Origin of the sequence: Myceligenerans indicum (assembly GCF_016742955.1) — a bacterium.
Classification (GTDB): domain Bacteria; phylum Actinomycetota; class Actinomycetes; order Actinomycetales; family Cellulomonadaceae; genus Myceligenerans; species Myceligenerans indicum.
Window position 1 is genome coordinate 21,665 of record NZ_JABBYC010000029.1, and the last position, 23,332, is coordinate 44,996.

A 23,332-nucleotide genomic window follows, 5' to 3' on the forward strand; every position below is an offset into this window, starting at 1 on the left:
CGGACGCGGATACCGCGTGCGCGCGGGCGTCAGCAGTCGGCCGCGCCCTCGCTGAGTTCGCGGCGGGCAGCAGTCCCGACCTTGCTCATGATGCGACCGAGCGCCTCCAGCTCCTCCGGGTCGAGGACGTCGACGAGCAGCCGGCGCACCGCGCGCACATGCCCGGGCGCGGCGGCCACGAGCGCCTCGTAGCCGAGGTCCGTCATGCGGCAGTTCACGCCGCGCCGGTCCCCGTCCGCGGCACACCGGCTCACGAGACCTCGCTGCTCCATCCGCGTCACGGTGTGCGTCAGGCGGCTGCGCGACAGCACGAGGCCGTCCGCGAGCGCCGACATGCGCTGGGTTCGGTCGGGCTGTTCGGAGAGCTGCACCAGCAGGGTGTACTCCCCGATGTTGAGATCGAGCTCGGCGTCGTGCGCGGCACCGAGCGCCTCGAAGAACCGGGCGTTCCCAGCCAGGAAGGCGCGCCAGGCGATCTGCTGCCACTCGTCGAGCCAGCGCACGTCGTTCGTCTCGCCCATCCCCTTGCCGACCTCCTCGGGTGCGGTTCGCCCACGGGCCCGGCAGATCACATCCGGCCCTGGGAATACTTTACGGAGCAGAGTATGTTGGGCCAGGCGTTGTAGTTGAGATATCAACTACTTGATCGCCGGGACCGCTCCAGCGGCCGCCAGCACGACAACAAGGAGAACAACCATGGCCACCCCGCTCCCCGCCGGCATTGCCGCGGGCACCTACGACATCGACCCCTCGCACTCCACCGCCGCCTTCTCCGTGCGCCACGCGGGCATCGCCAAGGTGCGCGGCACGATCGACATCGCCTCGGGCACGATCACTGTGGGCGAGGACGTCGAGTCGTCCGGCGTCACGGCCGAGCTGGACGCGAAGTCGGTCAACACCGGCGACTCCGGCCGCGACCAGCACCTGGTGAGCGCCGACTTCTGGGGTGCCGACGAGAACCCGGCCTGGACCTTCCAGTCCGGCGGCGTGCAGGTGGACGGCGGCGACATCACGGTCGCCGGCGACCTGACCATCAACGGCATCACCAAGGCCGTGGAGCTGGCCGGGGAGTTCACGGGCACCGCGACGGACCCGTTCGGCAACGCCCGCGCGGGCTTCGAGGCGAGCACGGAGATCAACCGCAAGGACTTCGGCATCACCTGGAACGCCGCGCTGGAGACCGGCGGCGTGCTGGTCAGCGACAAGGTGAAGATCACGCTGGACGTCTCGGCCATCTCCAAGAACTGACCTAGTCCACCCTGGCCGGACCGTACGGACCTGGCCCGGTGTGCCCCACGGCAGGGCCGGGCACGCCCGGCAACAAGTCTCCCGTCCCGACCACGAGCCTTCCGCACACCGTCCGAGACGCGTGCACGGAAGGCTCGTGGTCGGGACGGGAGACTCATGTCAGGGCGGGGAACCCTCCTCGCGACAGGAGACCCATCTCAGGTCGGGGAACGCACGTCTGCCCGGGAAGCCCATGCCCTCGCCAGATCCATGCCCTCGCCAGCCCTATGCCCTCACCAGCCCCATGGCCTCACCGAAGAGCCATGCCCGGGGCAGCGAGCCCGCCGGGACAGGGCGCCCGTGCCGGGCGCCGGCGGAAGAGGACCCCGGCAAGCAGAGCCCGGCGAGCAGGACCCCCGGCAGGCAGAGCGTCCGGCAAGCAGGACCCCCGGCAGGCAGAGCGTCCGGTCAGGGATGCACGATCAGCCAGGTCGCGACGGCGGGTCGCACCCCGGCGTTCCACACCCGATGTGGCACGGAGCACGGGTAGCTGATCGAGTCACCGGCCGCGAGCACCACCTCGTCGTCGGCCAGCTCGACCGTGAGCTCGCCCGAGACGACGTTGCCGATCTCGTAGCCCTCGTGCTTGAACAGCCCCGCGTCACCCAGCGTGGCTGTCGCGCCGGGCGGGTAGACGGACTCGAAGAAGTCGAGGCCGCTCGTCGGGTGCGGTGAGAGCCGGCGGAAGGAGACCCCGCCGTCGAGCGTCACCGGCGACACCTCCCAGGCCCTCGTGACCGCGACCCCCGAGCGCTCCAGCCCCGCAGCCCCGCCGCGCGGCCCGGCCGCCGCCTCCGGCGGTTCGAACACGTCTGCCAGCGGCACCCCGAGCGCGTCCGTGATGGCGAGCAGGCGGACCACGGAAGGGCGCATCACATCCCGCTCGATCTGCGACACGGCGCTTGCGGAGATGCCGAGCGTGGCCGCCAGGCTTCGCGCGGAGACACCGCGCGCTTCACGGAGGGCACGTAGTCGGGCACCGAGCGACGGTTCGGAGGACACGGCCGAATCGTACGGTCGAGCCGGGTCGGGATGCGCCCCCGGCGACACGACACGCCGCGTGACACGCTCGGTGAATCTCTCGTAACACTCGTGAAGTGATTACTGAACATGAGCCTTACCGCCTCGTTACTTCGGCGAAACCGCGGAGAGCCTGTTAACCCATAGCTTCATGGGGCACGGAATCCCCTCCCCCGGAAGGCACGGCTCATGACCGAGAACACGGAGGTGTCGTCGCCGATGGCGACCGCACCGTCGAGCCCCACCAGCACGCCCCCGCCGAGCGAGTACGACCTGGTGGAGGCCGCAGGCCATCCCGTCGGCTCCGGCAACGTCAAGGCCTCCTACGACCCTCGGCTGGCCAACGAGGACCTGGCGCCCCTGCGGCAACAGAAGTGGTCGTCGTACAACATCTTCGCCTTCTGGATGTCCGACGTGCACAGCGTCGGCGGCTACGTCACCGCCGGAAGCCTCTTCGCCCTCGGCATCGCGAGCTGGCAGGTGCTGCTGGCGCTGCTCGTGGGCATCGTGATCGTCCAGGTGTTCACCAACCTGGTCGCGAAGCCCAGCCAGAGCACCGGCGTCCCGTACCCCGTGATCAACCGGGCCGTCTTCGGGATCCGAGGCGCGAACATCCCCGCCATCATCCGCGGACTCATCGCCGTGGCCTGGTACGGCGTCCAGACGTTCCTGGCGGCCGAGTCCCTGAACATCGTCTTCCTCAAGTTCGTGCCCGGCGCGGAGGCGCTCGTCGAGCCGTCGTTCCTGGGGCTCAGCGCCCTGGGCTGGATCTCGTACGCCATTCTCTGGGTGGCCCAGGCCGCGGTCTTCTGGAACGGGATGGAGACCATCCGCCGGTTCATCGACTGGGCGGGGCCGGCCGTCTACGTCGTGATGATCGTGCTGGCCGTCTACCTGGTCTCGCAGGCCGGCTGGTCGAACATCAGCCTGAGCCTCGCCGAGGGCGAGCCGCTCGGCGGCTGGGAGCAGGTGGGCGTGTTCTGCACCGCCGTCGCCATCGTGGTGTCCTACTTCTCCGGGCCGATGCTGAACTTCGGGGACTTCGCGCGGTACGGCCGGTCGTTCGCGGCCGTCAAGAAGGGCAACCTGCTCGGCCTGCCCGTGAACTTCCTGTTCTTCTCTCTGCTGACGGTCATCACGGCGTCCGCGACCATCCCCGTCTTCGGAGAGCTCATCACCGACCCGATCCACACGGTCGAGCGCATCGACGCCCCGTTCGCCATCCTGCTGGGCGGCCTGACCTTCGTCACCGCGACGGTCGGCATCAACATCGTGGCCAACTTCATCTCCCCCGCCTTCGACTTCTCCAACGTGGCCCCGCAGAAGATCAGCTGGCGGATGGGCGGCATGATCGCCGCCGTCGGCTCCGTGGTACTCCTGCCCTGGAACTGGTACGACGACGCCGACGCGATCCACTACACGCTCGGCGTGCTCGGCGCCCTGATCGGACCGCTCTTCGGCATCCTCATCGCCGGGTACTACGTCGCCGCCCGCCAGCGCATCCGGGTGGACGACATGTACACGATGTCCGAGGGAGGCGCCTACTGGTACCGGAACGGGTACAACCGCAACGGTGTCCTGGCCATCCTCCTGGCCGGCGTCCCGACCGTCCTGCTGGGCGTCCTGCCCAAGCTGGTGGCCGATCTCGGCTGGTTCGACATCTCCTGGATCGGCAACTGGACCTGGTTCATCGGCTGCGGGCTGGGCTTCGGCGTGTTCTGGGCGCTGGAGCGCCGGAACCCGCAGGTGCCGTCGTTCGACGGCGTCACCGAGGGCGTGGCCGACGGCGCCGCCGGTACGGCATGAGGCGGCGCCGGTGCTGATCCGCGTGATCAACCCCAACACCTCCCGGGCGATGACCGAGAAGATCGGCCGTACCGCCCGGGAGGTCGCCGGTCCCGGTGTCGACGTCGTCACGACCTGCCCCGCGCCCGGCGCCGGGCCGGCAGCCGTCGAGAGCCACACCGACGAGGCATGGGCCGCCCTGGCCGTGGCCCAGGAGGTCGCGGACGCGCGGGCGGACGGGTTCGTCGTCGCCTGCTTCGGCGATCCCGGCGTCGACGCGGCCCGGGAGCTCGCCACGGGACCGGTCATCGGTATCGCCGAGGCCGCCATGCATGTCGCGACGCTCTCGGGCCGCACGTTCGCCGTGGTCACCACGCTGTCCCGGACCCTGGGCCGGGCGCACGACCTGATCCGGCGCCACGGCTTCGAGGACGCGTGCGTCGCCACCTACGCGGCCGACGTCCCCGTCCTGGAGCTGGAGTGCCCTGGATCAGCCGCCCGCGAGACGATCGCCGCGCTCGGCGAGCGTGCGGTCCGCGAGGACGGTGCCGACAGCGTCGTCCTCGGCTGCGCGGGGATGACGGACCTGTGCGCGGAACTCACCGAGCGGCTCGGCGTCCCGGTGATCGACGGGGTCGCGGCGGCCGTCGGCCTCGTCGCGGGGATGGTGCGCATGGGAGTGGGAACCAGCAAGCGCGACGAGTACGCGCCCCCGCCCCGGCCGCCGGCGAGCACGACGGCGACGACCTGACGACGCCGCGGCGCCGCGACGCCGCGACGCCACCGGTCCCGGCCCCCGGAGACCAGTGGCCCGGCCGTCGGCGGGCCGTCTGCCTCAGTCCCGCGCCCCGGCGGCCCGGGCGGCGGCGTGGAACGCCAGGATCTGGAGCTCACCGCCGACGTCCACCGACCGCACCACGACGTCGTCGGGCACCTGCAGCGCCGTCGGCGCGAAGTTCAGGATCTCCCGCACGCCGGCGGCGACCACCTGCTCCGCGATCCCCTGCGCCACACCTCCCGGCGTCGCGAGCACGACCATGGACACGCGGCGCTCGGTGATCACCTCGGTCAGATCGGCGATGTCGTCCACGCGGACTCCGGCCACCTCGGTCCCCACCACCTCCGGGGACGCGTCCAGCAGCGCCGTCACCTGGAAGCCGCGCTGGGTGTAGCCGGAGTAGTTGGCCAGCGCGTGGCCGAGGTTACCGATCCCGACGATGGCCAGCCGGTGCTCGGACTCCAGCCCCAGGGCCGCCTTGATGTAGTCGGCGAGCGACTGGACGTCGTACCCGACGCCCCGCGTGCCGAACGAGCCGAGGAACGACAGGTCCTTGCGCAGTTGCGCCGACCCCACGCCGGCACGTTCCGCCAGCTCCGAGGACGACGTCAGGGGCACGCCCTCGTCCGCCATGTCCCGCAGCGCGCGCAGGTAATAGGGGAGGCGACCGACAGTCGCCGCCGGGACAGCGTTCTCGCTGAGTTCGGCCACGCAGCTCGCTCCTTCCCCGGGACGACGACGTCTGCCGGGATCGCTCCTTCGCTCGTCAGATCATGCCAGGAGACGGGCAAGTCGTGCCTGGTCGATGCGCCAGAATCCCTGCTGCACACCATCCACCTCCACGACCGGCACGTACTCCCCGTACTTGGCGGTGAGCGCCTCGGCCCGCGGACCGGCGGAGATGTCCACCTCACGCCACGCCGTCCCCGTGTGGGCCGCGACGGTCTCGACAACCTCGCGCGCGGTCTCGCACAGGTGACAGGACGGCCGGGTGTACAGGACGATGCGCGGTTCGGAGGTGGTCACGAGCAGAGCCTACGACGGCGGTCGCGCACGGCAACGCCGCCGACGTCGCGGTGACCGCCCGCGAGACCCTGGGAACCTGGATTCACGTGCGGCTCCGCACGCCTCCGGCGCCGATAGAGTGAGGCGCATGTCGTCGACGCAATCCGGAACCGCTACCGCGGCGTTCTTCGACGTCGACAACACGATCATTCGTGGCGCGAGCGCGTTCCACCTGGCGCGCGCCGCCTACCAGCGCGGCTTCTTCCGCACTCGTGACCTGCTGCGCTTCGGCCTCATCCAGGCGCGCTACCTGACCTTCGGCGAGAACCGGGAGCAGATCGACGAGGTGCGCAACCGGGCGCTCGAACTGATCGCCGGCCGCACGGTCGCCGAGGTCACCACTCTCGGCGAGGAGGTGTACGACACCGTCCTGTCCCTGCGGATCTTCCCCGGCACGCGGCGGCTCCTGGAGGAGCACCTGGCCGCTGGGCACCAGGTGTGGCTCGTCACCGCGACACCCGTCGAGATCGCGGAGCTGATCGCCCGTCGCCTCGGCGCGACAGGGGCTCTGGGCACCGTCACCGCGCACGAGGACGGGTTCTACACCGGCCGGCTGGTGGGCGACCTCATGCACGGCGCCGCGAAGGCCGACGCCATCCGGGAGCTGGCCGGCACGGAGGGGATCGACCTGAGCGCGAGCTACGCCTACGGGGACTCGCTCAACGACCTGCCGATGATGAACGCGGTGGGACACCCCTGCCCGATCAACCCGGACATCCGCCTGCGCCGCCACGCGCAGGACGTGGGCTGGCCCATCCGGGAGTTCCGCGGACGCCCCCAGCGGCTGGCCGGCCGGGGCGTGCGCACGGCGTCGTGGGCGGGCGCGGCCTGGGTGTTCGGCCTGGTGATCCGCGCACTGCGGCGGCGCATCCGAGGCCGCGCCCTCAACGACTGACGCGGGTTCGTCCCGGGAGGCAGGCTCGGGCCCGCGACTCGGACCGCTCCCCGCCACCACGGAACGGCCCCGTCAGGGCCGGGCCGCGAACCGCTCCAGGAGCTCGGCGTGACCGGAGACGACGAGGAGGTCGTTCACCGAGACGCGGGTCTCCGGCGTGGCGTAGAAGAACTCCTGGCCCGGGGACTTCACGCCCATCACCGTGATCCCGTACTTGCGCCGAATGTTCGACTGCGCCAGCGTGAAGCCCTGCATCTCCTTCGGGGGGCGCATCTTGACGATCGTGAACCCGTCCTCGATCTCGATGTAGTCGAGCAGCTTGCCGCTGACCAGGTGGGCGACGCGGGCACCGGCGTCGGCCTCCGGAAAGACCACGTGGTGGGCACCGATCCGCGTCAGGATGCGGCCGTGCTCCGCGGAGATCGCCTTGGCCCAGATCTGCGGCGTGCCCAGATCCACCAGGTTCCCGGTGATCAGCACCGAAGCCTCCAGCGATGACCCGACCCCGACCACGGCCGCGCCGAAGTCCTTCGCGCCGAGCTGTTCGAGCGCCTCGGGGTTCGAGGCGTCGGCCTCCACGAGCGGGATGCGGCCGGACCACTGCGCCACCAGCGCCTGGTCCTTCTCCACCGCGAGCACGTCCTCGCCCAGCCGGTCCATCGTCGTCGCGAGCGACGACCCGAACCTGCCGAGCCCGATGACGAGCACGCCGGCCTCGCGGGCCGGCCCCTTCTTCTCCGCCACGGTGTTCCCTCTCCTCTTCCTCGTGCGATCTTGCCCCGGCCTCGGTCTCGGCTCCGCTCCGGGCGGGAACCTCGTACCTCGGCCCCCACCCTGCACTGCACCTCCACCTCAACCGATGATCGGTCGTTCCTCGGGGAAGCGTATGATGCGACGCCGGTCCCGGAGCGCCAGCGCGGCCGCGAACGTGATGCCGCCCGTACGCCCCACGAACATCAGGGCGCTCAGGAGGTACTTGGCCACGTCGGGGAGGGCGCCCGTGATGCCGGTCGACAGTCCCACGGTCGCATAGGCCGACAACGTCTCGAACAGCACGCGGCTCAGGTTGTAGTCCGTCAGGTGCAGCAGCATCACGCTGCTGAGCAGCACCATCGTGGCCCCGAAGAACGTCACGCCGAGCGCCAGCCGCAGCACGTCCAGCGGGATCCGGCGCCCGTAGGCGTCGATGTCACGGTCGCCGCGCGCCTCGGCGACGATCGCCAGGAGGATCACCGCGAGCGTGGTCACCTTGATGCCGCCCGCCGTCGACGCCGAGCCGCCGCCCACGAACATCAGTGCGTCCGTGACGAGCCACGTGGACTGCTCCATCGCCCCGGTGTCCACCGTGCTGAAGCCGCCGGATCGCGGCATCACCCCCGCGAACAGCGTGGCGAGGACCTTGTCCGGCCAGTCCAGCGGCCCGAACGTGTCCGGGTTGCGCCACTCCAGCAGGCCGATCACCAGCGAGCCCAGGACCAGCAGGCCCAGGCTCGTCGTCAGCGTGAGCTTGGAGTGCAGCGTCAGCCGCAGGGCCCAGCGCCGGCCGAGCCCGCGGCTGCGTCCCTCGCGCAGTGCCCGGTACACGTTGAGGATCACGGGGAACCCCAGGGACCCGAGGAACACGCCCAGCGTCACGGGCAGCACCAGCCCCCAGTCACCGACGTGGGGCAGCAGGCCCTCCGCGGTGGGGACGAACCCGGCGTTGTTGAACGCCGAGATGCCGTAGAAGAGCGCGTGCCAGGCCGCGAGGCCCACGTCGTCCTCGATCACGACGAACCGGGGGAAGAGCAGTACCGCGATCGCCAGCTCGAGCGTCGTCGCGGTCACGATGATGGTGCGGACCAGCGACCCCACCTCGCCGAGCTTGCTGGTCTTCGTCTCGGACGCCGTCAGCAGCCGTTGCGTCAGGCCGATCTTGCGGGAGACCACCATGCCGATGATCGAGGCGATCGTCATGATCCCGAGGCCACCCACCTTGATGCCCGCGAGAATCACGACCTGCCCGTACAGCGACCAGTACGTCCCGGTGTCCTGCACCACGAGTCCCGTGATGCACACCGAGGAGACGGCCGTGAACAACGCGTCCACGAACCGGGCAGGTGTCCCCGACGCCGTCGCCCACGGCGCGAGCAGCAGCACCGTGAACACCACGATGACGGCGGCGAACACCACGATCGCGAGCCGGGCAGGGCTGTGCCGGGCGATCTCGTCCACCATCTCCCGGAGCGCGAAAAGCCGCGTCCGCACCCGCCACTTCATCGCCGTGCCCGTCCTCCTCGAGTCTCCGCGCACCTGAGGCGCTCATCGGACCCTATCCTCGCGTCGGCCGGCTCGTGGTACGCGCGCCGGTGTGCGCCGCGCCCGACCCCGGAGCGGCCGACGCACCGGAACGAACAGGTCGAAGCCGCAGCCACGATCTCGGTTACCGTGGACGCGTGCACCGCGCCCGACTGGCCTGGAGCCCGGAACTCCTCGAGTACGACTTCGGGCCCGGGCACCCCATGGCTCCCGTCCGGCTCGACCTGACGATGCGGCTGATCCGCGCCCTGAGGCTGCCGGAGCTTCCGTCGCTCGAGCTCGTCGACGCCCCACCCGCCTCCGACGACGTGCTGCTCACCGTGCACGACGCCGACTACGTCGCCGCCGTCAAACGCGCGTCGACGGCACTGGAACCCGATCCGGCCCGGGGTCTCGGCACCGAGGACGACCCGCTGTTCCTCGGCATGCACGACGCCGCAGCACGTCAGGTGGGCGGGTCGGTGTCCCTGGCCGAGGCCGTCTGGCAGGGCCGGATCGACCACGGGGTGAACGTGGCGGGCGGCATGCACCACGCGCAGCGGGGAGCCGCGTCGGGCTTCTGCGTCTACAACGACGCCGCGGCGGCCATCCGGCGGCTCCTCGACCTGGGCGCGGAGCGGGTCGCGTACGTCGACCTCGACGCCCATCACGGTGACGGCGTGGAGGCGGCCTTCTGGGACGACCCCCGGGTGATGACGGTGTCCGTGCACCAGGACGGCCGGACGCTGTTCCCCGGCACCGGGTACCCCGGCGACGTGGGCACGGGACGCGCCGAGGGGACCGCGGTGAACGTCTCGCTGCCCCCGGGGACGCACGGCGCGGCCTGGCTGCGCGCCATCGACGCCGTCGTACCGGCCGTCGTCCGGGAGCACCGGCCCGACGTCGTCGTGTCCCAGCACGGCTGCGACGCGCACGGCAACGACCCACTCTCGCACCTCGAGGTCGACGTCGACGCGCAACGCACGGCCCAGCAGTGGGTGCACGCGCTGGCCCACGAGTCGGCCGGCGGGCGCTGGCTCGCGCTCGGGGGTGGCGGGTACGCGGTGGTCGACGTCGTCCCGCTCGCCTGGGCCTCCCTCGTCGCCGAGGCGGCGCACGCCCCGCTCGCGTCCGGGATGCCCCTGCCGGCCGACTGGCGCGAGGTGGCCCTGGAGCTCTCGGCGATCGAGCCGGCCAGGACGCTCGGGACCACCGAACCCGTCCGGTGGCGCCACTGGAAGGACGGGTGGGACCCCGCCGATCCGGTCGACCGCGCCGTCCAGGCCACCCGCAAGGCGGTGTTTCCGCTCCTGGGCCTGGACCCGTTCCACGACTGACGTCGTGCCGGTGGTCGCGATCTCACATCGGCCCGATTACTGCTGTGGTCGGATCAGCCGTTATCCTGACCGACAGACTCTTTCTCGTGTTGGTCGGCGTATGTCCGCGGGACCAACCGTGGATCACGTCAGCCGCGGCCCGTCGTCGGGCCGCCCGATCATCACAGACAAGTGAGGACCTCATGGGCTCCGTCATCAAGAAGCGCCGCAAGCGTATGGCCAAGAAGAAGCACCGCAAGCTGCTTCGCAAGACTCGCCACCAGCGCCGCAACAAGAAGTGACGCACGAAGGGCCCGGCCGCCACGGCCGGGCCCTTCGTCGTTCCCGGGGCGGCGAGGCGGCCGCCCAGGAATGCCGTCCATTGCGTGCCGGACCGCGGGCCCAGCGCGCGAGGTCATGTCAGGGCGTGCGGCGGCGGAGGGTCAGGACGCCCAGGACCACCGCGCCCACGGTGAACAGGGCGATCACACCGACGGCGCCCTGGATGTCCGCCCAGTCCTCGCCGAGGGCGAGGTGCTGCATGGCATCGACCGCGTAGGTGAGCGGCAGCACGCGCGACAGCCACTCCAGGACCTCGGGCATCTGGTCCCGCGGCATGAGCAGTCCGCAGGTGATGAGCTGCGGAAACACGATCGCAGGCATCATCTGCACGGCCTGGAACTCCGTCCGCGCCAGGGCCGACGCCGCCAGCCCGAGAGTGCACCCCAGGAGCGCGACCAGCAGCGCCACCACGAACACGAGCCACAGCGGCCCCAGCACGTCCATCCCGAGCCAGACGGACCAGCTCACCACCACCACCGCCTGGAGCAGCGCCAGCACCGCGAACGCGAGGGCGTAGCCCGCCACGAAGTCGCCCTTGCGGATCGGCGTGGTCATCAGGCGCTCCAGCGTCCCCGACTGGCGCTCGCGCAGCGTCGCCACGCTGGTGACCATGAACATCACGATGAGCGGGAAGATCCCCACGAGCAGCGGGCCGAACCGGTCCAGCACCGCGGGGGTGTCGTGGAACATCCACGCGATCAGCCCGATGAGCAGGCACGGCAGCACGATGATGAGCGCGATGGTGCGCTTGTCCGCACGAAGCTGGGCGAGGACGCGACCGGCGGTCGCGAGGGTCAGGTTCATCGCGTGCCCTCCTCGGGGACGGAGGCGGTCGTGGCGGGTGCGGCCGGTCCGGGCTCGGGCGCGGCACCGGGGGTGCGGCCGTCACCCCCTTCCTCCGCCGCGGCGTTCGCCTCGTCGATGAGGGTGAGGAACGCCCGCTCGGCGTCGGGGGCACCTGTCTCCGCCAGCAGCCGCTCGGGCGTGACGTCGGCCACCAAGGCGCCGTCCCGCAGGAGCAGGAGCCGGTGGCACTGCACGGCCTCGTCCATGACGTGCGAGGACACCAGCAGCGACTTTCCCCCCTCGGCAAGCCCCCGGAACGTGCTCCACAGGTCCCGGCGCAGCACCGGGTCGAGGCCGACGGTCGGTTCGTCCAGGACGAGCAGTTCGGGGTCACCCACCAGCGCCGCCGCCAGCGACACCCGCGACATCTCCCCGCCCGACAGGGTTCCGACACGCTGCTTCTCGTGCCCGCCCAGGCCGACGTCGTCCACGGCCTTGCCCACGACGCCCTTGCGGCCGCGCGAGGGGACTCCCGCGAGGGAGGCGAAGTAGTCGAGGTTCTGCCAGACGGTCAGGTCCCCGTACACGCTGGCGTCCTGCGTGACGTAGCCGACGCGGCGACGCAGCGCCGGGGAGCCCGCCGGGAGGCCGAGCACCTCGACCGTTCCGGAGACCTTGTCCTGCACCCCCACGATGGAGCGCATCAGCGTCGTCTTGCCCGACCCGGACGGCCCGAGCAGCCCGACGACGGATCCGGTGGGCACCTCGACGTCCAGACCGGAGATGATCGTGCGCCCACCACGTACGACACCGAGCCCCACGACGCTGATGGCCGCGGACCGCTCTTCCGGCGGTTTTTTCCTCATGCGAGGAATTATGCTCCCGCGCCGAGCCCCTCCGCAAGAGGGTCGCCCGCCCCCGAGACGTCCCCCGTGAGATACCGCTGGACGGTCGGCGCGACGGCGGCCACGACCGCCTCGGCCGGGAGCGAGGCGAGTGGCTCGATCCCGACGACGTACCGCGCCATCATCAGGCCCACCATCTGCGTGGCGAGCAGGTTCGTCCGGACGGCGGCCTCACCCGGCGGCAGCATCGCGGAGATGGGGCCGAGGACCTCGGCGAGGAGGAACTGCGGCAGGATGCCGCGCAGGCCCGGATCGGACAGAACGGCGGGCAGGGCAACCCGCAGCGGCTCCGGGCCGACGTCGTCCCAGGTCGCCAGGGCAGCGCGGAGCAGTCGCTCGCCGAACGCGTCCAGCGGGCCGTCCAGCGACCGCAGGATGGCCTCGGTCGGCGCGACGTCGGCCAGCCCGAGCGCGGCCGGGAGCAGCCCCGCCTTGTCGCCGTACCAGTGCCGGATGGTGCCCGGATCGACGCCGGCCCGCCGGGCGACGGAGCGGATCGACGCGGCCACGTAGCCGCGTTCGGTGAACTCGGCCCGGGCCGCGGCAAGGATCGCGGCGCGCGCGTCCTGCCCGGCGGGCCGCCGCCCACGCCGGGGCGTGCGTTCGGAGGAAGACGTGGCCATCTGCCCATTCTCACCCGAGGGGCCGTGCCGCACGGCGTGGGTCGGCGACGCCCCGTCAGGCTCGCTCTTGGTCCTCGCCCAAGGCGCGCCGGCCCCGCCGGCCGCCCTGGGAATGACACAGGAGTGACACGGGAGCACGAGAAACGGCGGCAGACGCCGCGAGACGCCGAGTAGCGTCGTCGCAGGTCAGCCGCCGTTTCCGCGGGCGGTCAGGCCGTACGGGCCCCGGAACGCTTCTTGTTCCAGATGTCGTAGCCGACGGCGAGCAGCAGCACCAGGCCCTTGACGACCTGCTGCGTCGACTGGTCGACGCCCATGAGCTGCATGCCGTTGGACATGACCGCCATGATCAGGCCACCCACCATCGCGCCCACGACCGTGCCGACACCACCGGTCACGGCGGCACCGCCGATGAAGCAGGCGGCGATGGCGTCGAGCTCGAACATGTTGCCCGCGCCCGGCTGCGCCGAGCTGGACCGCGCCGAGAAGACGACACCGGCGATCGAGGCGAGGAAGCCCATGTTCAGGAAGATCAGGAAGTTGACCCGCTTGACCCGCACACCCGAGAGCTGTGCGGCGGCGAGGTTGCCACCGATCGCGTACACGTGGCGGCCGAAGATGCTGTGCTTGGTGATCATCGAGTAGGCGAGGATCAGCGCCGCGAGGATGATCAGCACCACGGGCAGGCCCCGGTAGGTGGCGATCTGCCAGGCGAACCACATCACGACGGCCGCGACCAGCACGGTCTTCACGACGAAGAGCGGCATGGCCTCGACGTCCTGGTTGTAGGACAGCTTGGCGCGGCGGTTGCGGTAGGCGGCCACGGCGTAGCCGAGCACGGCGAGCCCGAAGACGAGCAGCGTGAACGTGTCATACCCGTACCCGCCCAGCAGGCCGTTGACGAAGCCCTGCGCGATGGTCGAGTACTCACCCGGGAACGGCGAGAGCGAGACGTTGTCCAGGACGATGTACGTGAGCCCTCGGAACAGCAGCATGCCGGCGAGCGTCACGATGAACGCGGGTATCCCCACGTACGCCACCCAGAATCCCTGCCAGACGCCGACCAGCAGGCCCGTGGCGATCGCGGCGAGCACGCCGACCCACCAGGGCGCGCCTCCCTTGATGACCAGGACGGCGGAGACGGCACCGGTGAGGGCGACCACCGACCCGACGGAGAGGTCGATGTGCCCGCCGATGATGACGATGACCATGCCGATCGCGAGGATCAGGATGTACGAGTACTGCTGCGTGAGGTTCGAGACGTTCCGCGGGCTGAGCAGCAGCCCGTCGGTGAGCGCCGTGAAGAACGCGACGATCAGCACGAATGCCACGACGATGCCGCTGGAACGCAGGTTCCGCGTCATCAGGTCCTTGAGGTTCGCGATCGTGGTCATGCGTCAGCCTCCTGTGTCATGAGCGACATCAGTCCTTCCTGGGTGGCCGACGCGACGTCGACCTCGCCGGTGATGCGTCCGGCGGCGAGGGTGTAGATGCGGTCGCAGGTGCCCAGGAGCTCGGGGAGCTCCGAGGAGATCACCAGGACGGCCTTGCCGTCCGCGACCATCTTGTTGATGAGGGTGTAGATCTCGTACTTCGCGCCGACGTCGATACCGCGCGTCGGCTCGTCGAGGATGAGCACCTCGGGGTCGGTGTAGATCCACTTGGACAGGGCGACCTTCTGCTGGTTGCCTCCCGAGAGCTTGCCGACCGGGACCAGCACGTTCGGTGTGCGGGTCCCCATGGACTCGCGGTACTCCTCGGCGACGCGCAGTTCCTCGTGCTCGTTCACCCAGCCGGCGCGGGAGAGCTGCGGCAGCCCGGCGGCGGAGGTGTTGCGCCGCACGTCCTCGATGAGGTTCAGCCCGAGCTGCTTGCGGTCCTCGGACACGTAGGCGATGCCGGCGTCGATGGCGCTCGGCACGTCCTTCACCGACACCTCGCGGCCGTGGACGAACACGCGCCCGGAGATGTCGCGGCCGTAGGAGTGGCCGAACACCGACATCGCGAGCTCCGTCCGCCCGGCGCCCATGAGGCCGGCGATGCCGACCACCTCGCCTGCGCGCACGGACAGGGCGGCCTTGTCCACCACGACGCGGCCCGGCTGGGTCGGGTGGTGCACCGTCCAGTCCTCCACGCGCAGCACCTCGTCGCCGATGACCGACGTGCGCTCGGGGAACCGGTTGTCCAGCGAGCGTCCGACCATGCCGCGGATGATCCGGTCCTGCGTGCTGTCCGGGTCCGTCATGTCAATGGTCTCGATGGTCTGGCCGTCGCGGATGATCGTGGTGCGATCGGCGATCTCTGCGATCTCGCCCAGTTTGTGGGAGATGATGATGCAGGTCACGCCCTCTTCGCGGAGGCGGCGCAGGATGTCGAGCAGGTGCTCGGAGTCCTGGTCGTTCAGGGCGGCCGTCGGCTCGTCGAGGATGAGCAGCCGCACCTCCTTCGACAGGGCCTTGGCGATCTCGACGAGCTGCTGCTTGCCCACGCCGAGCGTGGAGACCGGCTGCGTCGGCGACTCGGCGAGCCCGACACGGGTCAGCAGCTCCGCCGCCTCCGTGTTGGTCGAGTTCCAGTCGACGAGTCGCCCGGCACGTCGCCGCTCGTTGCCGAGGAAGATGTTCTCCGCGATCGACAGGTACGGGACGAGCGCGAGCTCCTGGTGAATGATCACCACGCCACGCGCCTCGGAGTCGTTGATGGACCGGAAGGTCGCGGGGGTGCCGTCCAGCACGATCTCGCCGTCGTAGGTGCCGTGCGGATGGACGCCCGACAGCACCTTCATCAGCGTGGACTTCCCGGCGCCGTTCTCGCCGCAGATCGCGTGGATCTCGCCGCGGTCGACCGAGAGATTGACGTCGCTCAACGCCTTCACGCCGGGGAACGTCTTCGTGATGCCCCGCATCTCGAGGATGGGGCCGTCACCGTACGCGGGTGACGCAGTGGATTCAGACATGCGCTGTCCTTGCTTCCTGTGCACGGCCGCCGAGGCGGCACCCCGGACGAACCAGGGCACCGCCTCGGCGATGAGACGTCACTCGTCGGCGACGCCGGCCTTGACCTCGTCGGCCGTCCAGTACCCGGACTCGACCAGCGCGGACTGGATGTTGTCCTTGGTCACGACCTCCGACTCGAGGAGGTAGGACGGGACGACCTTCACACCGTTGTCGTAGTCCTCGGTGTTGTTCGCCTCGGGCTCGTCGCCGCCGAGGTACGCCTCGGTCGCGTCGACGGCCTGCTCGGCGAGCAGACGGGTGTCCTTGAAGATCGTGGAGTACTGCACACCGTCGTCGATCAGCTTGACCGAGGCGATCTCGGCATCCTGACCGGTGATGACCGGCATGTCCTTGTCGCCCTTGCCGTAGCCGTCGTTCTGCAGGGCGGTGATGATGCCGCGGGACAGGCCGTCGTACGGAGCGAGGACGCCGTCCACGGTCTCACCCTTGTTGTAGGTGGAGGTGAGCAGGTCCTCCATGCGCTTCTGCGCACGCTCCTGCTCCCAGCGCAGCGTGGCGACGGTGTCGAAGTCCACCTGCTCGGACGGGACCACCAGGGTCTCGTCGTCGAGGTAGGGCTGCAGCACCGACATGGCGCCGTCGTAGAAGAAGGTCGCGTTGTTGTCGTCGGGCGAACCGGCGAAGAGCTCGACGTTCAGCGGGCCCTTGGGGGCGTCCTCGGCCGGGTCACCGTTCTCGTCGACCAGCCCGAGCCCCTCGACGAGCGAGGTGGCCTGCTGCACGCCGACCTGGAAGTTGTCGAACGACACGTAGAAGTCGACGTTCTCCGAGTCCCGGATCAGGCGGTCGTAGGAGATGACCGGAATGCCCTCGGCTGCCGCGGCGTCGAGCTGACCCTTCAGCGCGGTCCCGTCGATGGCCGCGATGATCAGGGCGCGAGCACCCTTGGTGATCATCTGGTCGATCTGCTGCTGCTGCGTCGGGATGTCGTCGCCCGCGAACTGCAGGTCGACGTCGTAGCCGGCCTCTTCGAGCCCGTCCTCGACGGACGCGCCGTCCGCGATCCACCGCTCCGACGTCTCGGTGGGCATGGCCACACCGACGAGGCCGCCCTCCATGTCCGCGTCGTCGTCGGCGTCAGCGCCACCGGTGGCGCCGGCACCGCCGCCGCCGCACGCCGCGAGCGTGAGGGCCAGGGCACCGGTCGCGACCGCGGCGACCGCCCGGCTGTACCAGAGCTTGTTTGCCATGAGGTCTCCTCTTCGAGAGTCGCCGGATCATTCGCCCGGCACTACCCGGAGATGTTAACGCTCACACCAATCGGCTCCAAACCTCCTCTGTCACGATCCCGTCACGACTACGGGGCGCAAAACTCCCAATCCTGATAGGCCCGGACATCCGCCTCGGCGCACCGACTACCTGAGGCCGGCTCAACAGGGTCTCCCAGCCCCCCCCGACGGCGAACGATTGGAGGCAACACCCGGGCCTGCCGGCCCTCCGCCACCGCTCGCCTACCCGTTCCCGTGAACGCTCGGCCAGCCGTCGGCGTCCCAGTCCAGCTCCCGCACCGCCAGGGTCGGCGCGCCCCCGTCGTCGCCGTCGTAGAAGTGGTAGGCCAGGTAGTACGCCGACGACGACGCCCCCGGCTCCCCCACCACCGACACCGTCTGCCCGCCGGGCCCGATCATCCGGCCCGACGTGCTCGCCACCTCCGTGCCGCCGCCCAGCATCAGGTCCGTGCCCTCGGCGTCGAGGTAGGGCCCGGTGACCTCCCGCGAGCGCCCCACCATGATCCGGTAGGTGGAGTCGACGCCGCTGCAGCACTTGTCCCAGGAGACGAACAGGTAGTACCAGCCGTCGCGTGCCACGACGAACGGCGCCTCGATGGCGTTCTCGGACACCCCGATGCGTGAGGCGACGGTGACGGGCTCGGCGCCCGCGGCGGGCTTGCCCGACGGCCACTCCAGCGGGAGCACCTGGATCCCGCCCCAGAACGACCCGAAGAACAGCCAGGGCGTCCCGTCGGCGTCCTCGACCACGCCGGGGTCGATGGCGTTGTAGTGCGTCTCGCCGGGTGTGGAGCGCACCACGACACCCTGGTCGTGCCACCCGTAGTCCGGGTCCTGCGGATCGAGCGTGGTCCCGGTGGCCAGCCCGATCGCGGAGTCGTTCGAGCCGAAGGTGGACGCGGAGTAGTAGAGGTACCAGATCCCGTCGTGCCGGTGGAGCTCGGGCGCCCAGTAGTTCTCCACGCCCGCGATGCCGGTCCCGGGCTCGCGCACCCAGGCCGGGTCACCGGCCTGGTCCCACGCGGTCCCGGCGTCGGCCCAGGTGGTCCCGCCGTCGTCGGACCGCAGGATCTGCGGGGCGCCGAATCCCTTGCGGACGTCGCCGGTGCCGTAGACGAACCACGGCGCGGCGTCGTCCCCGGCCACGAGGGCCGGGTCGTGGACGTGCAGTTCGCCGGCCGCGGCGAGGCCGCCGTCCGTCGGCAGGTCCGACGACGGCGCCCCGCCGCGCGCGATCGTGTACGCGCCGCCCGCTCCGGTGATCGCGAGGAGCCCTGCGGCCAGCCCGATGACCATGCCGCGCCTCACGCCCGTGCCAGGCGCAGCATGGACCAGGACACGGGCGGCAGCTCGGCCCGGGCACGGTCGTCGGCGACCTTGGCGGACGTGTTGGGCCGTGGCGCCACGGAGGTCGAGTCCTCGGCGGTGGCGCTCCAGGTGTGGTCGGGGTTGGCCAGGGTGACCGCCTCGGCGACGCGCAGTCCGGGGAAGCCGCGCAGGTCGACGTCGAGGGCCACGGCGTCGGTGACCGACCGGTTCACGGCGAAGACGACCACGTCCCCGGACTCGGGGTCGTGGGTGGCGACGGTGTCGAGCACCGGCACCTCGCCGAACTTCGCGGTCTCCTGCACCGGGGAGTCCACGGCGAGCCGCAGCACGTCGCCCTTGGCCCGGGCGGAGGTCAGCGCGAACGGGTGGAAGATGGTCTGCTTCCAGGACCGGCCGCCGGGCTCGGTCATGATCGGTGCGATGACGTTGACGAGCTGCGCGAGGGATGCGGCGTGCACGCGGTCGGTGTTGCGCAGCAGCGAGATGAGCAGGTTGCCGACGACGACGGCGTCGGCCACGTTGTACCTGTCCTCCAGGAGCACCGGGGCCACGGGCCAGTCGTCGCCCTGCGGTGGCCGGGACTCGGCGCGCTGCTGGTACCAGACGTTCCACTCGTCGAACGAGACGTGGATCTTCTTGTCGAGCTTGCGGGCGGCGCGGACCTGGTCGGCGGTGGCGGCGACGGCGGCGACGAAGTTGTCCATGTCGACGCTGCTGGCGAGGAACGAGGTGAGGTCGCCGTCCTCCTCGTGGTAGTAGGCGTGCGCGGAGACGTAGTCGACGTGCTCGTAGGTCTCGGTGAGCACGGTGCGCTCCCACTCGCCGAACGTGGGCATCGACGAGCTGGAGGAGCCGCAGGCGACGAGCTCGATGTCCGGGTCCATCATGCGCATGGCGCGAGCGGTCTCCGCGGCGACGCGGGCGTATTCCTCGGCCGTCTTGTGGCCGATCTGCCACGGGCCGTCCATCTCGTTGCCCAGGCACCACATCCTGATCCGGTACGGGTCCTCGGCGCCGTTCGCGCGGCGCTGGTCCGCCAGGTACGAGCCGCCCGGGACGTTGCAGTACTCCAGCAGGTCGAGGGCCTCCTGGATGCCGCGGGTGCCGAGGTTGACGGCCATCATCGGCTCGACGCCGGACCGCTGGGCCCAGCGCATGAACTCGTCCACACCGAACGTGTTCGGCTCGGTGGAGTGCCAGGCGAGGTCGAGGCGGCGAGGGCGGTCGGCGACCGGCCCGACGGCGTCCTCCCAGCGGTAGCCGGAGACAAAGTTGCCGCCGGGGTAGCGGACGGTGGAGACGCCGAGCTCGCGGGTCAGCTCCATGACGTCGCCGCGGAAGCCGTCGGCGTCGGCCGTCGCGTGCTCCGGCTCGTAGATGCCGGTGTACACGCACCGGCCGAGGTGCTCGACGAACGTGCCGAAGGTACGGCGGCGGACGGGACCGACGACGAACGCGGGATCGACGGTGACGGTGGCGGCGTGCATTGGTGCTCCTCGTGGACGTGGCTCGCGCGCCCCTCAGCAGCCGCGCGGACGTGTACATCGTTGTAGACACAGGAATGGTGCCCACTCCACCCGTCCCGGGTCAAGCCGCGACGGCCTTCGGGCCCGCCACGTTCACCGGTTCAGGTGGCGAGGGACCGAACGACCGGGAAGACAGCCGCAGCGCTCCATGCCTGCGGCCGGCACGCGGTGGGGTACTCGACCGGGACTCCTGTGAGGGTCGCGTCCTGACCGCCGATGAGTTCGGGCATCCGCCCGCCCAGTGCCCGTGCCGCGGAGAGGAGCTGCCGGGCCAGGATCTCGGCATGCCCCGTCAGGCCCGACCGCTGCATGCCCGCGAGGATGATCGCGGTGTCATGGGCCCAGACGCTGCCGCAGTGATAGGACAGCGGCCAGTAGCCGGCCGAGGTGGTGGACAGCGTCCGCACGCCGTAGCCGGAGAGCATGTCGGGGGCCACCATGAGGTCCGCGACGGTCAGTTCCTCCTCCTCGGTGAGCAGCCCGGTCCCGATGAGATGCCCGGCGTTCGAGGTGAGGGAGTCGACGGCTTCGCCGTCGGCGTCGAGGGCCAGTGCGGGATACCGCCGTCCGCCGACCTCGACCCAGAAGGAGTCCCGGAACCGTTCCCGCAGCGCGGCGGCCCGGGCTCGCAGCTCGTCCGCTCCCTCGACGGACAGGACGTCGAAGAGTTCAGCTCCGTCCAGGAGCGCCCTGTAGGCATACCCCTGCACCTCGCACAGCGCCACGGGCCCGGTCGCGAGGTGACCGTCATGGAACACGACAGCATCGCTCGAGTCCTTCCAGCCCTGGTTCGCAAGGCCCGTACCGGCAACGTCGTGGTACCGCATGAACGAGCCCTCGGCCGTCTGGTCGAGGAGCCAGGTCAGAGCCGCGCGGACCGCCGCACTCAGGCCATCGAGCGCTTGCCGGTCCCTCGTGGTTCGCCAGGCCTCTGCGACCGCGTGCACCCACAGCGCCGTGGCGTCCACGCTGCCGTAGTAGACGGGCGGGAACGTCAGCGCCTCCCGAGGTACTTCATGGGGGTCCGCCCGGAGCTCGTGCAGGATCTTGCCCGGAGCGCCGCACGAGACCTCGTCGACCCTCGTGCCCTGATGCTCCGCCAGGGCGCGAGCCGTTCCCCAGGCGAGCGACGGGTCGTGGGGCAGAACGAACAGCGCCGTCCACAGCGAGTCGCGGCCGAAGAGCGTCAGGTACCAGGGAGCGCCGGCGGCGGCGAACGTGGTGTCCGTCCCGCCTCTCAGCACGAGGAGAAGTGCGTCGAGATCCGCGACGGCCTGCGCGCACCAGCGGTCGAGGTCGGGTACCCCGGTGGGCCGCACCGCGCGAAGCCGGTGAGGCGACCGTGCGACGACGGCGCCGGGATCGTCTGCGGTGACCTGGAGCAAGACCTCCGAGCTCGCGCCGGCCGCGACGGTGAGGTCCCAGCGCATGCGGATCGCCGTGCCGGAACCGTCGTGATGTACCGGGTCCGCGGCCTCGACGGTGACCACGGCGTCCGGGGCGTTGACGGTACAGGTGCGCCCGTTGGCCGTGAGACCGACCGTGGACGGGCCACCGCGGTCCTCGCGCCGCATCGGGCTCGGGCTCCGGGTACCGGAGCGGATCTCGTGCAGCGGCGATATCGCCGCGACCGCGTGCGCGGTGACCGTGAGTGTCAGGGGCCGCGAGCTCGCGTTCGTCACGGTCACGTGATCGACCAGCTCGCCGGACGTGAGGTTGCGGCGATGGTGGACGAGGTGACGCGGGTTCTTCGTCTCGTCGAAGGCCCGGAGCGCCCAGGTGTATTCGGCCGTCGTCGTGCGGTCGGTGAAGGCCAGAAGGGTGCCCTCCTCAGCGAAGGACCAGGTCAGCTCACTGAGGTAACGCCAGTCCGCATGATGCATGCCATGCAGCTCGGATCCTTGCCTCGAGCTGTCGAGGTTCCCGTCAAAGCCGCTCCAGATCTGGCTCGGGGCGCTGATCAGGACCGTGGATGTCGTTGTTGCCGGGCTTGGTCCGGTCATGATGAGTCTCCGAGTCGGCGGTTGACGGCAGCCGGCGAGTACTCCGTGTCCAGTGCGATCCTGGCCAGGCCGATGAGCGCGGAATCGGTCCCGACGGCGCTGGCGGAGATCTCGAGCCTCCTGGTGGCGCGAGGGAGGGCCGAGGCGTAGACGGCGGACCGGATGGAGGACACGAGAGGAACGGACTGCATCGCTCCGGCGATGACGATCGTGGCGGGGTTGAGCATGGCCGCGACGCTGCCGAGGACGCGTCCGATCTTCTCGCCGGCGCTCTGGACGACAGCCGTCGCGACGGCGTCCTGCTGCTCCAGCGCGAAGTTGAGTTCCGCGAAGGTGGTCACCGGGTACTGCTGCTCCGACAACTGCTCCAGCACCGCCCGGCCGCTGGCCTCGCTGGCGAGACATCCGCGACGTCCGCAGCGGCAGACCTTGTCCCCGCCGACCGGGATGTGGCCGAGGTCCCCGGCACCTCCGTCGACGCCCCGGTAGACGCGGCCGTCGATCACGATCCCGCCTCCGATGTAGTCCGCGACCTTGACCAGCAGCAGCGGCCGCGTGGGGTCGCCGTGCCGGTGCGACCACTCGCCGTAGGCCATGGCATCGGCGTCGTTCTCCATGTAGACCGGCACGTCCAGGTACTCCTGCAGGGCTTCGGTCACGGGCCAGCCGTCCCACCCCGGCATGATCGGAGGCTCCTCGGGGCGGCCGGTGATCGGGTCGATCGGCGCGGGCAACGAGATCCCCATCGCCAGCACGAGTCGCGGATCCTTTCCGCACTCCTCCAGCAGCTGGGTGAAGCCCTGGGTGATCGTGCGGATGGTGGCCTCGGCGCCGTCGGCGACGTTCAGGTCGAGGGTGCGGCGCCGCATGACCGAGCCGTGCGCGTCGACGGCCGCGATGAGTCCCGAGTCGAGGTCCAGTGCGGCCACCAGCACGAGCGTCGGCGGATCGAAGACGAACCGGACGGCGCGACGACCACCGGTCGCACCCGCATGTCCTGCCGGCCGGGTGATGCCGGCTTCGAGGAGAGCATCGACGCGCAGAGCGACGGACACCCGCGACATGCCTGTCGCACTGAGCAGCTCGCCGCGGGTCGCCGCTTCGCCGGAACGAATGAGTTCGAGGAATTCTCCAGGTCCCTGTGGCATC

The 23,332-nt window shown here is 70.6% G+C and carries 22 protein-coding genes; 6 read left to right on the top strand and 16 right to left on the bottom strand.

Annotation, left to right across the window (positions count from 1 at the left end; genetic code table 11):
* Nucleotides 1-29: 29 nt before the first annotated feature.
* Nucleotides 30-521 carry a MarR family winged helix-turn-helix transcriptional regulator gene (locus HGK34_RS14545; protein WP_201848635.1) on the bottom strand — a complete coding sequence of 164 codons (492 nt, stop codon included), beginning with the start codon at nt 519-521 and terminating at the stop codon, nt 30-32.
* Between the two features lie 175 nt (nt 522-696).
* Between HGK34_RS14545 and HGK34_RS14550 the strand changes: the two genes are divergently transcribed.
* Nucleotides 697-1,248: a YceI family protein gene (locus HGK34_RS14550; RefSeq protein WP_201848637.1), complete on the top strand. Its 552-nt coding sequence runs from the start codon at nt 697-699 to the stop codon at nt 1,246-1,248.
* A gap of 447 nt (nt 1,249-1,695) precedes the next feature.
* On the opposite strand, the gene HGK34_RS14555 is transcribed toward HGK34_RS14550, so the two are convergent.
* The gene (locus HGK34_RS14555) at nt 1,696-2,289 is read right to left on the bottom strand and encodes a helix-turn-helix domain-containing protein (RefSeq protein WP_307815967.1); all 594 of its coding nucleotides are present in this window, start codon (nt 2,287-2,289) and stop codon (nt 1,696-1,698) included.
* A gap of 207 nt (nt 2,290-2,496) precedes the next feature.
* Between HGK34_RS14555 and HGK34_RS14560 the strand changes: the two genes are divergently transcribed.
* Together HGK34_RS14560 and HGK34_RS14565 are read left to right on the top strand one after the other, a co-directional pair.
* Nucleotides 2,497-4,113, top strand: a complete 1,617-nt coding sequence (locus HGK34_RS14560; protein ID WP_244666765.1) for an NCS1 family nucleobase:cation symporter-1 — start codon at nt 2,497-2,499, stop codon at nt 4,111-4,113.
* A 10-nt stretch (nt 4,114-4,123) separates the two neighbouring features.
* Nucleotides 4,124-4,843: an aspartate/glutamate racemase family protein gene (locus HGK34_RS14565; RefSeq protein ID WP_201848641.1), complete on the top strand. Its 720-nt coding sequence runs from the start codon at nt 4,124-4,126 to the stop codon at nt 4,841-4,843.
* A gap of 84 nt (nt 4,844-4,927) precedes the next feature.
* Here the strand turns inward: HGK34_RS14565 and HGK34_RS14570 are convergent, their stop codons facing one another.
* Both HGK34_RS14570 and HGK34_RS14575 read right to left on the bottom strand, forming a co-directional pair.
* Nucleotides 4,928-5,581, bottom strand: coding sequence for a redox-sensing transcriptional repressor Rex (locus HGK34_RS14570; protein WP_201848644.1), 654 nt, complete (start codon nt 5,579-5,581; stop codon nt 4,928-4,930).
* 60 nt (nt 5,582-5,641) lie between these two features.
* Complete coding sequence (locus HGK34_RS14575) at nt 5,642-5,896, bottom strand: glutaredoxin family protein (RefSeq protein ID WP_307815970.1); 255 nt, start codon at nt 5,894-5,896, stop codon at nt 5,642-5,644.
* 127 nt (nt 5,897-6,023) lie between these two features.
* On the opposite strand from HGK34_RS14575, the gene HGK34_RS14580 reads away from it, so the two are divergent.
* Nucleotides 6,024-6,830 carry an HAD family hydrolase gene (locus tag HGK34_RS14580; RefSeq protein ID WP_201848646.1) on the top strand — a complete coding sequence of 269 codons (807 nt, stop codon included), beginning with the start codon at nt 6,024-6,026 and terminating at the stop codon, nt 6,828-6,830.
* Between the two features lie 72 nt (nt 6,831-6,902).
* Here the strand turns inward: HGK34_RS14580 and HGK34_RS14585 are convergent, their stop codons facing one another.
* Both HGK34_RS14585 and HGK34_RS14590 read right to left on the bottom strand, forming a co-directional pair.
* Nucleotides 6,903-7,574 (bottom strand): potassium channel family protein, encoded by a 672-nt coding sequence (locus tag HGK34_RS14585; protein ID WP_201848648.1) that lies wholly within the window; start codon nt 7,572-7,574, stop codon nt 6,903-6,905.
* Nucleotides 7,575-7,682: 108 nt separating this feature from the next.
* A complete protein-coding gene (locus HGK34_RS14590; RefSeq protein ID WP_201848650.1) occupies nt 7,683-9,089 on the bottom strand; it encodes a TrkH family potassium uptake protein in 1,407 nt (468 codons plus the stop codon).
* A 176-nt stretch (nt 9,090-9,265) separates the two neighbouring features.
* On the opposite strand from HGK34_RS14590, the gene HGK34_RS14595 reads away from it, so the two are divergent.
* Together HGK34_RS14595 and HGK34_RS14600 are read left to right on the top strand one after the other, a co-directional pair.
* A complete protein-coding gene (locus tag HGK34_RS14595; protein WP_201848652.1) occupies nt 9,266-10,444 on the top strand; it encodes an acetoin utilization protein AcuC in 1,179 nt (392 codons plus the stop codon).
* 182 nt (nt 10,445-10,626) lie between these two features.
* Complete coding sequence (locus HGK34_RS14600; protein WP_003792170.1) at nt 10,627-10,725, top strand: 30S ribosomal protein bS22; 99 nt, start codon at nt 10,627-10,629, stop codon at nt 10,723-10,725.
* Nucleotides 10,726-10,843: 118 nt separating this feature from the next.
* Here the strand turns inward: HGK34_RS14600 and HGK34_RS14605 are convergent, their stop codons facing one another.
* The 10 genes from HGK34_RS14605 to HGK34_RS14650 form a co-directional block, all read right to left on the bottom strand.
* A complete protein-coding gene (locus HGK34_RS14605; RefSeq protein WP_201848654.1) occupies nt 10,844-11,569 on the bottom strand; it encodes an ABC transporter permease in 726 nt (241 codons plus the stop codon).
* The gene (locus tag HGK34_RS23845) at nt 11,566-12,417 is read right to left on the bottom strand and encodes an ABC transporter ATP-binding protein (protein WP_201848656.1); all 852 of its coding nucleotides are present in this window, start codon (nt 12,415-12,417) and stop codon (nt 11,566-11,568) included. Before HGK34_RS23845 ends, HGK34_RS14605 begins: the two co-directional genes overlap by 4 nt.
* A gap of 8 nt (nt 12,418-12,425) precedes the next feature.
* Complete coding sequence (locus tag HGK34_RS14615) at nt 12,426-13,079, bottom strand: TetR/AcrR family transcriptional regulator (protein ID WP_201848659.1); 654 nt, start codon at nt 13,077-13,079, stop codon at nt 12,426-12,428.
* Nucleotides 13,080-13,288: 209 nt separating this feature from the next.
* Complete coding sequence (gene mmsB, locus HGK34_RS14620; RefSeq protein WP_201848661.1) at nt 13,289-14,473, bottom strand: multiple monosaccharide ABC transporter permease; 1,185 nt, start codon at nt 14,471-14,473, stop codon at nt 13,289-13,291.
* Nucleotides 14,470-16,035 carry a multiple monosaccharide ABC transporter ATP-binding protein gene (gene mmsA / locus HGK34_RS14625; RefSeq protein WP_201848663.1) on the bottom strand — a complete coding sequence of 522 codons (1,566 nt, stop codon included), beginning with the start codon at nt 16,033-16,035 and terminating at the stop codon, nt 14,470-14,472. The genes mmsB and mmsA overlap by 4 nt, the downstream gene beginning before the upstream one ends.
* Nucleotides 16,036-16,113: 78 nt before the next feature.
* The gene (gene chvE, locus HGK34_RS14630; RefSeq protein WP_201848665.1) at nt 16,114-17,286 is read right to left on the bottom strand and encodes a multiple monosaccharide ABC transporter substrate-binding protein; all 1,173 of its coding nucleotides are present in this window, start codon (nt 17,284-17,286) and stop codon (nt 16,114-16,116) included.
* 261 nt (nt 17,287-17,547) lie between these two features.
* The gene (locus HGK34_RS14635) at nt 17,548-18,621 is read right to left on the bottom strand and encodes an arabinan endo-1,5-alpha-L-arabinosidase (RefSeq protein ID WP_201848667.1); all 1,074 of its coding nucleotides are present in this window, start codon (nt 18,619-18,621) and stop codon (nt 17,548-17,550) included.
* Between the two features lie 8 nt (nt 18,622-18,629).
* Nucleotides 18,630-20,141, bottom strand: a complete 1,512-nt coding sequence (gene arfA / locus HGK34_RS14640; RefSeq protein WP_201848669.1) for an arabinosylfuranosidase ArfA — start codon at nt 20,139-20,141, stop codon at nt 18,630-18,632.
* Between the two features lie 140 nt (nt 20,142-20,281).
* On the bottom strand, nt 20,282-22,183 hold the full coding sequence (locus HGK34_RS14645) for a glycogen debranching N-terminal domain-containing protein (protein WP_201848671.1): 1,902 nt from the start codon (nt 22,181-22,183) through the stop codon (nt 20,282-20,284).
* Nucleotides 22,180-23,331, bottom strand: a complete 1,152-nt coding sequence (locus tag HGK34_RS14650; RefSeq protein WP_201848673.1) for an ROK family protein — start codon at nt 23,329-23,331, stop codon at nt 22,180-22,182. Before HGK34_RS14650 ends, HGK34_RS14645 begins: the two co-directional genes overlap by 4 nt.
* Nucleotide 23,332: the final 1 nt, after the last annotated feature.

What these genes read in the sequence shown, in the direction of transcription:
- HGK34_RS14560 (WP_244666765.1), top strand. Translation starts at nt 2,497, where the DNA reads ATGACCGAGAACACGGAGGTGTCGTCGCCGATGGCGACCGCACCGTCG.
- HGK34_RS14550 (WP_201848637.1), top strand. Translation starts at nt 697, where the DNA reads ATGGCCACCCCGCTCCCCGCCGGCATTGCCGCGGGCACCTACGACATC.
- chvE (WP_201848665.1), bottom strand. Translation starts at nt 17,286, where the DNA reads ATGGCAAACAAGCTCTGGTACAGCCGGGCGGTCGCCGCGGTCGCGACC.
- HGK34_RS14635 (WP_201848667.1), bottom strand. Translation starts at nt 18,621, where the DNA reads ATGGTCATCGGGCTGGCCGCAGGGCTCCTCGCGATCACCGGAGCGGGC.
- HGK34_RS14605 (WP_201848654.1), bottom strand. Translation starts at nt 11,569, where the DNA reads ATGAACCTGACCCTCGCGACCGCCGGTCGCGTCCTCGCCCAGCTTCGT.
- HGK34_RS14580 (WP_201848646.1), top strand. Translation starts at nt 6,024, where the DNA reads ATGTCGTCGACGCAATCCGGAACCGCTACCGCGGCGTTCTTCGACGTC.
- HGK34_RS14545 (WP_201848635.1), bottom strand. Translation starts at nt 521, where the DNA reads ATGGGCGAGACGAACGACGTGCGCTGGCTCGACGAGTGGCAGCAGATC.
- HGK34_RS23845 (WP_201848656.1), bottom strand. Translation starts at nt 12,417, where the DNA reads ATGAGGAAAAAACCGCCGGAAGAGCGGTCCGCGGCCATCAGCGTCGTG.
- mmsA (WP_201848663.1), bottom strand. Translation starts at nt 16,035, where the DNA reads ATGTCTGAATCCACTGCGTCACCCGCGTACGGTGACGGCCCCATCCTC.
- HGK34_RS14590 (WP_201848650.1), bottom strand. Translation starts at nt 9,089, where the DNA reads ATGAAGTGGCGGGTGCGGACGCGGCTTTTCGCGCTCCGGGAGATGGTG.
- HGK34_RS14600 (WP_003792170.1), top strand. Translation starts at nt 10,627, where the DNA reads ATGGGCTCCGTCATCAAGAAGCGCCGCAAGCGTATGGCCAAGAAGAAG.
- HGK34_RS14615 (WP_201848659.1), bottom strand. Translation starts at nt 13,079, where the DNA reads ATGGCCACGTCTTCCTCCGAACGCACGCCCCGGCGTGGGCGGCGGCCC.
- arfA (WP_201848669.1), bottom strand. Translation starts at nt 20,141, where the DNA reads ATGCACGCCGCCACCGTCACCGTCGATCCCGCGTTCGTCGTCGGTCCC.
- mmsB (WP_201848661.1), bottom strand. Translation starts at nt 14,473, where the DNA reads ATGACCACGATCGCGAACCTCAAGGACCTGATGACGCGGAACCTGCGT.
- HGK34_RS14645 (WP_201848671.1), bottom strand. Translation starts at nt 22,183, where the DNA reads ATGACCGGACCAAGCCCGGCAACAACGACATCCACGGTCCTGATCAGC.
- HGK34_RS14650 (WP_201848673.1), bottom strand. Translation starts at nt 23,331, where the DNA reads ATGCCACAGGGACCTGGAGAATTCCTCGAACTCATTCGTTCCGGCGAA.